Origin of the sequence: Nocardioides sp. PD653-B2 (genome assembly GCF_002117935.1) — a bacterium.
Taxonomy (GTDB): domain Bacteria; phylum Actinomycetota; class Actinomycetes; order Propionibacteriales; family Nocardioidaceae; genus Nocardioides.
Window position 1 is genome coordinate 1 of sequence record NZ_BDJE01000075.1, and the last position, 11,524, is coordinate 11,524.

At 70.4% G+C, this 11,524-nt stretch carries 11 protein-coding genes; 7 read left to right on the plus strand and 4 right to left on the minus strand.

What is annotated here, in order from left to right; all coding sequences use genetic code 11:
• Positions 1-66: 66 nt before the first annotated feature.
• From PD653B2_RS25790 to PD653B2_RS24020, 4 genes are read left to right on the plus strand one after another with little or no spacing between them, the layout of a single operon-like run.
• On the plus strand, positions 67-1,326 hold the full coding sequence (locus PD653B2_RS25790) for a hypothetical protein (protein WP_085874948.1): 1,260 nt from the start codon (positions 67-69) through the stop codon (positions 1,324-1,326).
• Positions 1,313-1,801 (plus strand): SigE family RNA polymerase sigma factor, encoded by a 489-nt coding sequence (locus PD653B2_RS24010; protein WP_085874949.1) that lies wholly within the window; start codon positions 1,313-1,315, stop codon positions 1,799-1,801. Before PD653B2_RS25790 ends, PD653B2_RS24010 begins: the two co-directional genes overlap by 14 nt.
• Positions 1,798-2,097, plus strand: coding sequence for an MTH1187 family thiamine-binding protein (locus PD653B2_RS24015; RefSeq protein ID WP_085874950.1), 300 nt, complete (start codon positions 1,798-1,800; stop codon positions 2,095-2,097). The genes PD653B2_RS24010 and PD653B2_RS24015 overlap by 4 nt, the downstream gene beginning before the upstream one ends.
• Positions 2,097-2,747 (plus strand): DUF3105 domain-containing protein, encoded by a 651-nt coding sequence (locus PD653B2_RS24020; RefSeq protein WP_085874951.1) that lies wholly within the window; start codon positions 2,097-2,099, stop codon positions 2,745-2,747. Before PD653B2_RS24015 ends, PD653B2_RS24020 begins: the two co-directional genes overlap by 1 nt.
• On the opposite strand, the gene PD653B2_RS24025 is transcribed toward PD653B2_RS24020, so the two are convergent.
• The gene (locus PD653B2_RS24025) at positions 2,744-3,523 is read right to left on the minus strand and encodes a GNAT family N-acetyltransferase (protein WP_085874952.1); all 780 of its coding nucleotides are present in this window, start codon (positions 3,521-3,523) and stop codon (positions 2,744-2,746) included. The two genes, PD653B2_RS24020 and PD653B2_RS24025, sit on opposite strands and share 4 nt — an antisense overlap.
• 36 nt (positions 3,524-3,559) lie before the next feature.
• On the opposite strand from PD653B2_RS24025, the gene PD653B2_RS24030 reads away from it, so the two are divergent.
• Positions 3,560-3,964, plus strand: a complete 405-nt coding sequence (locus PD653B2_RS24030) for a secondary thiamine-phosphate synthase enzyme YjbQ (RefSeq protein ID WP_207559535.1) — start codon at positions 3,560-3,562, stop codon at positions 3,962-3,964.
• A 225-nt stretch (positions 3,965-4,189) separates the two neighbouring features.
• The gene (locus tag PD653B2_RS24035) at positions 4,190-5,362 is read left to right on the plus strand and encodes an aromatic ring-hydroxylating oxygenase subunit alpha (protein WP_085874953.1); all 1,173 of its coding nucleotides are present in this window, start codon (positions 4,190-4,192) and stop codon (positions 5,360-5,362) included.
• A gap of 548 nt (positions 5,363-5,910) precedes the next feature.
• On the opposite strand, the gene PD653B2_RS25955 is transcribed toward PD653B2_RS24035, so the two are convergent.
• The 3 genes from PD653B2_RS25955 to PD653B2_RS24050 form a co-directional block, all read right to left on the minus strand.
• Entirely contained in the window at positions 5,911-8,955 is a 3,045-nt protein-coding gene (locus PD653B2_RS25955) for a patatin-like phospholipase family protein (RefSeq protein ID WP_089504071.1), read from the minus strand.
• Positions 8,952-9,983: a hypothetical protein gene (locus PD653B2_RS24045; protein WP_085874954.1), complete on the minus strand. Its 1,032-nt coding sequence runs from the start codon at positions 9,981-9,983 to the stop codon at positions 8,952-8,954. The genes PD653B2_RS25955 and PD653B2_RS24045 overlap by 4 nt, the downstream gene beginning before the upstream one ends.
• A gap of 159 nt (positions 9,984-10,142) precedes the next feature.
• Entirely contained in the window at positions 10,143-11,258 is a 1,116-nt protein-coding gene (locus PD653B2_RS24050; RefSeq protein WP_085874955.1) for a hypothetical protein, read from the minus strand.
• On the opposite strand from PD653B2_RS24050, the gene PD653B2_RS24055 reads away from it, so the two are divergent.
• Positions 11,253-11,524: hypothetical protein (locus tag PD653B2_RS24055; protein ID WP_133059115.1), on the plus strand; the 272-nt coding region annotated here is incomplete at its 3' end. The genes PD653B2_RS24050 and PD653B2_RS24055 overlap by 6 nt on opposite strands.

The window sequence follows — 11,524 nt, forward strand, 5'->3', positions numbered from 1 at the left end:
GCCGGCCACCCCTCCTTTCCGGTCCCTCGTCGCGTGGGTCAGGGTGAGACCACTCCGGGAGGACCCATGACCACGCTGCACGACCGGCTCGCCGACCTGGCCGCCGAGGCACCGACCGGTGGCCCCACGCCTGACCTGTGGAGCCGCGGGCGGCGCTATCAGCGACGTCGCCGAGCTGCGGTCCTGGTGGCTGCCGTGGTCGTCCTCGTGGTGGGCGTCGTCGGGGTCGTCCTCCGGCCGGTCGTCCAGGACGAGCCGGCACCCGTCACGCCGACCGACGGCTTCCGGTTGCCGAACCGCTTCTACGAGCCCAGCCCGAGGACGCCGACGACGCACGACGCAGGTCCGCTGGGCCCGATGGTGGCGGTGATGGGCTCGGAGGGCGGGCTGGTCGGGGTGTCGGCATCGACGGGGGCGTACCGCCGACTCGACCTCCCGGGATGGTCCGACGCCGACGAGCCGCTCGGTTCCAGCGACGTCTCACTCTCGGCCGACGGGCTCCGGCTCGGCTACTGGTACGTCGAGGACGGCACGGTCCGTGGAGCCGCGGTGTACGACGCCGTCACCGACGAGGTGATGCGCCACGACGTCGAGAGTGACCACGGGGTGATGCCGGACGGCATGACCTGGGTCGGCGACCGGCTGTGGTTCTCGGCGCCGCTGTTCGACGACAACAGCGGCACCTCGGCGACCAGCCGGGTGACGTACGTGTGGCAGACCCGTACGGACGCCGTCCGCGAGGTGCCCGCCGGTCGGAGCCCGAGCTTCGGCAACGCGGCGGCCACGGACGACCGAGTGGTCGAGTCGGGGGGAGGGACCGTGGACCTCTACTCGCCCGACGGCGAGCCCGTGCGGTCACTGCGCGTCGAGCCGTCGATCGGGAACCAGGTGGTGGTGAGCCCGGACGGCAGTCGGTTCGCCGCGATGCTCGACCCGGACCCGAGCTCGTTCGACGACACGCAGCACGGTGTCGTCGTCCTGTCGCCCCGCGGGCGGGACGGCACCGCCGCCCACCGGGTGCCGGGGCTGCTCACGAACGAGGTCGTCGGCTGGCGCGGCAGCCGGCAGGTGGTCGTGCGGACCTTCGACCTGGCGGCCTATCAGGCCGTCGATGTCGAGACGGGTCGGGCGGAGCCGCTGACCGTCCCGGGATCCTCCTGGGTGCCCGGCTTCCAGGTGGCGCAGGATGCCTGGTCCGCCCCGACCTACGACGCGCCGGCTCCGCCGACGCCCCCGGACCCACGGTGGCCCTGGGTGGGGTCCGGTGCGGGCGTCCTGCTGGGTGGGCTGGCGCTCGTGCTCTGGAGGCGCCGTGTCCGCGCCTGACCCGACCCGCGACGGCTTCGAGCAGTACGTCGCGGCCCGGATGCCGGCGCTGCTGCGCACGGCGTACCTGATGACCGGCTCCCACCAGGACGCCGAGGACCTGGTGCAGGTCGCGCTGGTCAAGGCGGTGCCGCACTGGAAGAAGATCGCCGACCACCCGGATCCGTACGTCCGCAGGATCCTGGTGCGGGAGAGCATCAGCCGCTGGCGCTCGCGGCGGTGGCGGGAGGTGCCGACCGACCGGCTGCCCGAGACCCCCGTCGAGGGACCGGGCGCGGACCGGGTGGAGCTGCAACGCGCCCTGGCCCGGCTCGCGCCGCGGCAGCGTGCGGTGATCGTGCTGCGCTACTACGAGGACCTCAGCGAGCAGCAGACCGCGGAGGCCCTGGGCATCTCCGTCGGCACCGTGAAGTCCCAGGCCAGGGACGCCCTGGCCCGGCTGCGTGCGGAGCCGCTCGCTACCGTTTCCCCATGATCGTCGCGTTCAGCATCTCCCCGACCACCGGCGACGAGACCGGTGGCGTGTCCGAGGCCGTTGCCGCCGCCGTCCGGGTCGTCCGCGAGTCCGGGCTCCCGCACGAGACCAACGCGATGTTCACGAACATCGAGGGCGAGTGGGACGAGGTGATGGCCGTGGTGAAGAAGGCCGTCGACGTCGTCGCCGAGGTGTCCCCGCGGGTCGGCCTGGTGCTCAAGGCCGACATCCGTCCGGGCTTCGACGGCCAGCTCACCGCCAAGGTCGAGCGGGTCGAGCGCCTGCTGGAAGGCTGATGTCCGACCCGGCGTTCCCGCCCCCGCCGTACCCACCGCCGCCCCCGGCCTTCCCGCCCCCACCGCCGCCCGCGTCTCGGCGGGTGTTGCCGGTAGTGGTGGCGATCGTGCTCGCGCTGCTCCTGGTCACCGCCGCCGTGGCCGTGCCGCTGGTGCTCGGTGACGACACCGAGGAGGTGGCCTCCGACGGGGCGGTCGACCTGAGCGCCGTCAGGGAGTACGACGACCTCGAGGTCGCGCACACGCCGGCCGACATCGACTACCCGCAGTCCCCACCGGTCGGTGGACCGCACGCCCCGGTGTGGCTGGACTGCGGGGTCTACGACGAGCCGGTGCGCGACGAGAACGCCGTGCACGACCTCGAGCACGGGACCGTCTGGATCACCTACGACCCCGACCTCGACGCCGACGACGTGGCCACCCTGGCCGGGCTGCTCCCGCAGAACGGCGTCCTCTCGCCGTACGACGGCCTGGACTCACCCGTCGTCGTCACGGTGTGGGGCCGTCAGCTCGACCTGAGCGGGGCCGACGACCCACGGCTGTCGCTCTTCATCGACACCTTCGGGGGCGGCGAGACCGCGCCCGAGCCGTTCGCCTCCTGCGCGGGCGGCGTCCGCGACCCCGACGGCGGGACCGGCACCAGCGTCTAGGGCTTCCGGGCGGCCTGGAGCTGGACCTCGGTGTCCGCGAAGCCGACCGAGCGGTAGACGCGGATCGCGAGGTAGTCGGGGTCGGCGACCATCACCAGCGTCTCCGCGCCCAGCTCCTCGAAGCCGAAGCGGCTGACCTCGTGCACGAGGGTGCCGGCCAGCCCGCGGCCACGGGCGTCGGGATGGGTCTTCACCTGCTGGAAGCGCGCCAGGCCCGGGCTGGCGGAGAACAGCCCCATCGAGGCCAGCAGCCGGCCGTCGACGAACGCACCCCACCATTCGCCGATGCCGCGCCCGGTCAGCGACCGCTCGGCCGCGGTCTTCGCGATGACGAAGTCCTGGCCGTCGTCCTCGTGCTCGCCCGCGATCGCGAGCTCGACCTGCTGGCGCCAGTCGTCGTCGCCGACCAGGGGCCGGTAGGTCGCCTCCCGGTGGGGGCGGGGCGGCTCGTGGACCGAGGTCGCGGTCATCACGCTCGACGTCTCCACGTCGAGTCCGGCGGCGGCGAAGGCCGCCAGGTCGTCGCGGGTGCCGTCCGGGCCGTCGACGCCGAACGCGAGGTGCCGCGACGTCGGGTAGGTCGCGCCGAAGAGCTCCAGCCAGCCCGGCACCTCCTCGGCGCTGGGGGCGCGGGGGAGGAGCAGGAAGTTGCCCCACCAGTACGTCGGGTTGTCCGGCGTCCGCACCGCGATGTGGGAGCCGTGGTCCTCGACCTCGCTGCCGGCGAGGCGCAGCAGCGCGAGGTCGGTGCGGAAGGCCAGGGAGCGCACGTGCATGAGGGGACCGTAGCGAGCCGTGGCACGATCGGTCGCGTGGATTCCGAGACCCGCAGCTATCGCACCGGCAACCGCGAGACCGTGCTCGACCTGACGTCCGACTGTCGCGACTTCATCTCCGGGCGCGGGGACGGGCTGCTGCACGTGTTCGTCCCGCACGCGACGGCCGGGATCGCGATCATCGAGACCGGGGCGGGGAGCGACGACGACCTCCTCGCGGCGCTCGGCGACCTCCTGCCCGCCGACGACCGGTGGCAGCACCGCCACGGCAGCCGCGGGCACGGCCGCTCCCACGTGATGCCGGCGGTCGTCCCGCCGCACGCGACGGTGCCGGTGGTCGACGGGCGGCTCACGCTCGGGACCTGGCAGAGCATCTGCCTGGTCGACCTCAACGTCGACAACTCCGAGCGCGACGTCCGGCTCAGCTTCCTCGCGGGGTGAGAAGCCCGGGAAATGTAAGGACCCCGCTGGAGTCTCGGGTCACCAGCGGGGTCTTGGGAAGAGATTAGGACACGGCGACGGCCAACCGGGGGTGCTTGAGTTTTTCTTGCAGCGGCCTTGAGGAAATCTGGAGAAATCTGTCGAGGGAGAGCCACCTCCTCCCTGAGGCGACCCGTCTCACCGAACCCGACTTCGCGCCACACTGGTGGGTGTGAGGAGGCATCCATGAGCGACCTGACCCGGCTCCAGGACGAGATCCGTGCTCGCGACGGCGACGTGCCCGCGATGCTGCCGGCCGCGGCCTACACCTCGGAGGAGGTGCTCGCCTGGGAGCGACGGCACTTCTTCGCCGGCGGCTGGACCTGTCTGGGTCGCCTCGACGAGCTGCTGTCGACGGCCACCCAGCGTGCGGTCATGGTCGGCGACGTCGCCGCTCTGCTCACCCGCCCGGGCGCGCTGTCCGGTCCCGGGGAGGTCAGGATGTTCGCCAACACCTGCCGGCACCGCGCCCACGAGCTGCTGCCGGAGGGCGACGAGTCGGCGCGCAAGGCGATCACCTGCCCCTACCACGCCTGGACCTACGACCTCGCCGGTGACCTGATCGCCGCCCCGGGATACCGCGGCGAGCCCGGCTTCGAGCCGGCCGACTACTCCCTGGTCGAGCTGCCCGTCGAGGTCTGGCAGGGCTGGGTGTTCGGCCACGCGCTGCACCCGGTCGGCCATCCCGAGATCGTGCCGTTCGCCGACCACCTGGGCGACCTCGAGAGCCTCGTCGCGCCGTACGACGTCGCCGCGCTGCGGCTCGCCGACCGGCACTCCTACGAGATCGCGGCGAACTGGAAGATCGTGGCCGAGAACTACCACGAGTGCTACCACTGCCCGCTGATCCATCCCGAGCTGTGCCAGGTCACCCCGCCCACGTCGGGCAACAACTACCAGCTGCCCGGTGCGTGGGTCGGCGGCGCGATGGTGCTGCGCGACGGCATGGCCACGATGTCGCTGACCGGGGAGTCGGACGGCAACCCGATCCCGGGCGTCTCACCCACCGCGGTCGAGTACCTCCACCTGCTGCCGAACCTGCTGATCTCAGCGCACCCCGACTACGTGATGACCCACCGCCTGGTGCCGCTGGCGCCGGACCGGACCTGGATCGAGTGCTCCTGGTACCTCGCGCCCTCGTCGGACGGCTCGCTGCCGGACCCGGCGTACGCCGTGGAGTTCTGGGACCTCACCAACCGCCAGGACTGGGCCGCCTGCGAGTCCGTCCAGCGCGGGCTGGCGTCGCCGCACTTCGCGCCCGGCCCGTTCGGCCCGTCCGAGGACGCCGTCGAGCGCCTCGTGTCGCTCGTCTCGCGGGGGTACGTCGGGCAGCCGTTGCACGCCGACCTGCGGGTCTAGCGCGACCCCGGCGCCGGACCCTCGACCCGGAGAGGCGGGACGAAAGACTCTGGGGACGGGTCCGCGACCTCGACAGACTGTGACTGTCGGGAGATGAGCCCGGCACGAGGACAGAGTGTCGAGGCCGGTGTACGCCACCACGGCAGAGCCGGCCCGGCCAGCGGCGGCCGGTCTGAGAGTGCTGAGCTCACCACCCGACGCCTATGTCCGGGGCTGTCGCTGGGGCCGCGCGACCCGCGCCCTGCACGTCCGCGCGTCGAGCGACGCCCGGGTCTCGATCACCTCGATGCCCGGTGCGGTCGACGGCGTCCTGGCCGGCGGTCACCTCGCCCATGAGCACCAGCGCGCCCACGAGGCACACCCGGCCCGCACCAGCACCACGAACCCCGGCCACGATCGCGACGCCCAGCAGCCCTTCGGTGTGAGTCGTGCACTTCCTCTCGGATGGCCTCGCAGGCTAGCGCTGCGGCCTGAGAACGACGTCGACGAGCCGTCCTCGCTCGCCGTCAGGGCCAGGTCCTGCCGCGGGTGCGCGACAGCAGTCCGGGTCAGACGGGCGGTACCTGTCTCAACACGGGACGAGGCTCCGGGGCGCCTTGGTGGAGAGGCGACCAGGGGTCGGCGTCGTCGTCAGCCGTGAGCAGTCGTCTGAGTGCCGCCCAATACGCTTCGGGGTCAGGGGATCCACTCTCGTGCATGAACCATTCCATGAAGCCGTCCAGATCTCCGGCCGAGACGCCTTCTCCCGTCCGGGTGGGATCGGCCCCGGCTCTCCCTAGGTCTGTCCGGATCTCCTCGAGAATTGAGCCGTCGAGAGAGGCCAGCAGATTCTCGTAGTGCGGATGACGCATTGCGGTCTGCAGATCCTGAGCCTGGTCGGCCAGGTTGTCCGCAGAGATCCGTAGCCGGAGCCACTGGTGGCGGAACCAGTAGGCATCCTGCTCGAAACGACGCCGCAGCCGTCGCCCTGCGAGCGCGCCGCGCAGGGCAAGCGATGAGATCACTTGAGGGTCCATGAACAGGTTGGTCCCGCCCTCGCTCGATCGTTGCCGTACCCAAGCCACCCGACCACGGAACGCCGGCATGGAGGTCTCGTAGTTGTCGTGCCAGCCTCGGGCAGCGTTGAAGATCGCGCCGAAGAAGCCCGTGAGCGGTCCTTTGACGGGTGCAGGCGGCATGCTCCGGCTCTGGTTGTCGGCGGGGAGCCACACATCCTGGTGTCCGTGACCTCGTGGATGCGGGCCGAGGTTGATGCCGAGGGTTGGCCACAGAGGCAGCGTGGAATCGAAGAAGTGCACGGGGAAGTTGGACGTCACACCACCATCGGTGAACCACAACTCTTCGAGCCACAGGGTGTCGTCGATGAACTCCCCTCCCTTGAGCTCGAAGCCGTCCGGCGGGTCAACCCAGTGGTCGTCCTCGGGGCCCTTGGCTTCGTTGGGAAATGACATGGAAATCGGCGCACCGGTGGACTCGTCGATCGTCCGGTACAACCGCGCGCCGTAGTCGTCACGGATGTAGTGCGGATCGTCTCCGGGACCCCGGACCCGTGCGTAGATCCTGATCGCTTCGAACAAGACCGGGAACGAAAGGCTCATTCGAGTCGCCACGATGACCGGGATATGTGCCATGTCGGGCAGTTCGTAGAGATCGTCGACGGACAGGAACGCCCCGGTCTCGGTGTCGCGGGCTCGGCGGTATGAGCACGGGTGGTGGGCAAGCGCGTCGACGACTGACTTCGGAAAGACGTCCTCGAGGTCGTCCCTCCTGACATACAGCCGAGCGAGTCCCCGCGGGGTCCGCAACTGCTCGTGGGTCAGCGGGAATCGCCAGGGCACCCCGTGCACGAGTTCGGTCGTCACGAGTTCGAGGTTGACCAGCCTGTGCTGGCTGTTGCTCGACTGTGCCTGGAGCGTCGGCGATGGTGGGTGCCATTTCTGATCGTTGACATGCGAGTAGGCGTCGAGGTCGCGGCGCACTTGCTCCCCGGCGGCAGGTGGTTCGTAGGTGGCGTGCCACAGGTGGCCGAACCTGAGGACCGCTAGCTCCGAGTCCAACTGTGCGTTCGGGCATGTTTGGTCATTGGCGAGTCCGGCGAGGTCTCGCATCGCTGCCGAGAGCCACGGCACCAACGCCGGTCGCACCGGATCGGTCCGCATTCCCGCCAGCCAGTTGAGCATCTTCTGGCGCTTTCCGTTCACCTCGCTGAGGTTGGTGGAGCCGGGAATCAGTCCAAAGTGCGCGTCCTTGGCGTGTGTCAGGGCATGCCAGAGGCGCGGCAGCGGCAAAGCCAGCTGGACGCCGAGTGCCACGAACGAGATCAGGAACACGGCTGCCCAGTTCACCTCGGGGCCGGGCGTCTTTCGGAAGCCTGACATCAGAGCAGGCGCCAGGAGAAGTCCTGCTGCCACCAGAGTCAGGAACACCACCGCAGCGAGTTCGCTCATCGCGGGCTTCTCGATGTGCAGCGGAACCACCGGTTCCTGAACGGCGGCTCCGGCACCTTCTGCGCCCTTGAGCAGCTCTCGTCGTTGGTTGGTCCCGATGATGAGTGCGATGGACATGCCGACCGCGCAGATGCCAAGGGTTGTGCCGAGCAGCAAGCCGAACCCGATCAAGGAACGCCAAGGCTCGTCCAGTTGGTGAACACTGCGGGAGGCAAGCGCCGTGGCGAGCAGGACCGCGACAACCCGGGCGGTCACCATCCATGGTCCGCCCGAGATCAAGGCCAGGGCGAGCATTCTCAGTACCTTGTTCTTCGCCTGCATGGACGCCGCGATCAGCCGAAAGAGCGGCAGCGCAGCTGGCTTCGGACGGAACAGCTGGGACACCCGGAACTGATCCTTACCCGACGTCACCTCGAGCTCGCTGAACCAGTAGGTCGCGTCAGCGAGGCCGGCGAAGCCGCGTCGGAACCGGGGCGCTCCAGGGTCCAACCTCTTGAAGCTGGGTTCGTTCGCAGCCTCCGTTGGCGCCTGCTGGTTGGTCGCGGCCGGTGCGGCGTCCGGCGATTCCGGCTCGGTGGGCTCGGCCTGGGGTGGCGGTTGTGTCGCCCGCCCGCGCTCGGCGGCGGCCGCGACCGCTGCTGCGATCGCCCCGGCCGAGGCGCCGCCGATATTCCGCAGCCGGAAGGAGCGCGCGATCTCACAGATCGCCGGCGGGTACACGACTCCGCTGGTGACACCTCCCCGCATGGTCACGTCGACGCTGCTGCGGCAGTACGACTGCTCTGGTCCGGAGAACGAGGAGCCAGCGAGTATCTCTGCGGGAGGGGTGTGGACGTACACCTGCCAGGCGGCGTCGTCGACCTGATGATCGTCGAGAGGCGACAGGTCGTACGCCGCAGGGTCTCGTAGCCGCCGCAGGAGGCGACCAGGGTCGCGCCCGGCACGCCCGGACTCCCTCGTCCAGAGCCAGTTGGCCGCCGGGGGAGGATCCTGATGGACACCCTCGGTGTCGTTGGAATACCACGGCACAGTCAGGTCTGGTGCCAGGTCCGTGCGGGTCACCGTCTCCGGATTCGTGCCCTGACTCTCATCGCCGAGCAGGTCGCGGAGCTGCTCCCGAGCTGCCTTTCCAGTCGGAACGCTCACGGCGCGACCTCCTTCGAGACAAGCAGCTTGCGGGCTCCAGTGAGTCGCTTCAGTGCGTCGAACCAGAAGGAGGCGCCGAACGAGGCTGCCAGACCCGTGAGGATCCAACCGAACAGCCTCATCCACGCCGGCCACGTCCCGAGTGCAGCCCACGCGTCGGTGGCTCGGTCGCCGGCCCAGTGCCAGATAGACACGCCTCTCATAGTCGGCGGCCCCCAGCCGATCGGCAGACCCTCGTCGTCCAAGCTCTGCAGACACTTCTGAAGGGCCTGCGGGGTGTCCTCCTGATGACAGACCTCGCCGTTGGTGGCGGCGGCGACGGTTGCCTCGCGCAGCGGCTCGTCTACGTAGAGAGCGTGCGCGACAGTCAATGCACTGACGTTCAGCGCGGCAGCGACCACCAAACCGATGACCACGGCCCATCGCTTCGCCCAGCGACGGTAGGAATCTCCGACCGCGGCCATCTGAGCGTCGAACCACGACTCGATCGCCTCGCGGAGCTGATCGGCGTCGCCCTGAGGCAACGTCTTCACCAAGGCCCGTAGCGCGCGGCGGAGCTGGGCCGGCATGTGCCGGTGCTGGACGGCGTCCTTGATGTCGTCCAGAGACACGTCCTTGGCGCCGGGGCAGATGCGGTCGATGAGCGCGAGCGCGAACTGGCGGGCGCTGATACTCGGGGGCACCCGAACGGTGCGGGTTGCCTTCGCGCTTCGTTGACCGAGCGGCAGCACGAGCGGGTGGTTCATCACGTCCACCACCCACTGCCGGGTGAACGACCGCGGAGGCGCGAGCGATGTGCGCCCATCGAGGACATCCTGATACAGGCGCCGTTCGGCCTTGGTAGACCACCCCGTGGCCGCATCGGGGTCGTGGGCGTCCTCGAATAGTTGCAGGATCCCCCGCAGGAGGTACTTGGCGCGCTTCTTGGTCACCGTGGAAATGGCCTCGACACATGCGGTCACCATGAGCGAGACGAGTGCGAACACGAACGCAAGCCCAAGGACGGTGTCCAGAACGGCCCCGACCATGTGCCCTCCCGACGACTGGCTCGCTCGCGATGCTAGGAGCCGGTGTCTGCCGGGGGGAATAGCGACAACGGACTAGCGTCTCGTGACACGAGCAGATGCTTCGCGGCCTCGCGACTGCTTCCGCACACCCGGGCGTGCCGGATCTTCGGGGCGGCGCCCTCAGAGGACCAGGCCGCGCTCGCGGGCGATCTGCTCGAGGGCGCGGTCGAGCTCCCCGGGGTGCTCGAGATGCCACGCGGTCACCTCGTCGAGCTCGTGGGTGCCGGTGGCGTCGACGCGTCGACGGAGTCCGTGCGGCGTGCGCCAGAGGTAGTCGCCCGGCCCGAGCTGGCTGAGCCGGTAGCCGAGGTGGGTCTTGGCGCGGTGGTGGGTGCGCCCGAGAGGTGCGGCGTTGTGATCGCCCGTCTGGCCGGGTGGACCGTGCGGGTCCCACTCCTTCGGGTGGTCCGTGTCGACATGGCGACTGATCCGGCAGGCGTGCGGGAAGACCTCGCCTACCGTCCGCAGGTGGGTGCGCTCCTGGACGGACTCGGGGTGCTCGTAGGCGTTGACGCGGGTGCCGGTGTTGAGGTCGATGACCGGCTTGAGGTCGACGCGGGCGTGGCCGAGCAGGCGGCGCACCTGGTCGAGCACGAGCGGGCCGATCTCCTCCACCCTGGCCACGCCGTGCTCCAGCGCGGCCTGGTGGAGGTGGACGTAGACGACGGCCTTCGGCCGACGCCGCGCGGAGCACTCCGACGGCGCGGGGGAGCCGCCGAGCAGCTCGAGGACGTCCTCGGGGTGGGCCAACCAGCCGAAGGCGACGGCCCGCAGCTCGTCACGCCCCACGTCGTCGGGCAGGTCGGGGATCAGGTCCCGGCGGGTGGCGAGCGCGTCGGCGACGCGCTCGACCAGGGCGTCGACCCAGACGGCGGCGCCGGCCTCGACGTGGGCGACCACATGACGCATCCCGACGTCGTCGGTGCGGGAGAGCGACACGAAGCGCTTGCGGAGCTCGGCGTCGAGACGGGCGGCGTACGCCTCCGGGTCGGCCTCGATCACCTTGGCGCGGGCGAGGTCGAGGACGCGCGACGGTGACTCGCCGACGATGGCGTCGGCCACCGCGTCGTCCACGACGTGGACCTGGAACTGGCCGAGCCCGCGACTCAGGGCCGCCACCTTGCGCGCCACCCAGATCTCGCAGCCGAGCTCCATGACGACGGCCCAGGTCCGGGGGAGCCGGTGACGCAGGTCGAGCACGTCGGCCATCGCGGAGCGCAGGCTCAGGCTGTGCACCTGGCGAGCGGTCGCGAGCTCGGGCAGGCACAGCTCGCGGACCAGGGGAGTGCCGTCACCACCGACCTCGACCAGCCGGTCCTCGCCGCACCAGGAGCGGCCACCACCGGGACGCCGGCGCGGGTCGGAGGCGTGGAGGTCGGCCCAGTGGGCGATCAGCAGGAGGTCCTCGAGCTCGGCCGACCGACGGTCGCGGACCGTGCGCTCGGCTGCGGCGAGGGTGCCGCGGGCGTCGAGCTCGTCGAGGCGGATTCAGTCGGTTGTTG

What these genes read in the sequence shown, in the direction of transcription:
- PD653B2_RS25790 (WP_085874948.1), top strand. Translation starts at nt 67, where the DNA reads ATGACCACGCTGCACGACCGGCTCGCCGACCTGGCCGCCGAGGCACCG.
- PD653B2_RS24015 (WP_085874950.1), top strand. Translation starts at nt 1,798, where the DNA reads ATGATCGTCGCGTTCAGCATCTCCCCGACCACCGGCGACGAGACCGGT.
- PD653B2_RS24020 (WP_085874951.1), top strand. Translation starts at nt 2,097, where the DNA reads ATGTCCGACCCGGCGTTCCCGCCCCCGCCGTACCCACCGCCGCCCCCG.
- PD653B2_RS24025 (WP_085874952.1), bottom strand. Translation starts at nt 3,523, where the DNA reads ATGCACGTGCGCTCCCTGGCCTTCCGCACCGACCTCGCGCTGCTGCGC.
- PD653B2_RS24035 (WP_085874953.1), top strand. Translation starts at nt 4,190, where the DNA reads ATGAGCGACCTGACCCGGCTCCAGGACGAGATCCGTGCTCGCGACGGC.
- PD653B2_RS24045 (WP_085874954.1), bottom strand. Translation starts at nt 9,983, where the DNA reads ATGGTCGGGGCCGTTCTGGACACCGTCCTTGGGCTTGCGTTCGTGTTC.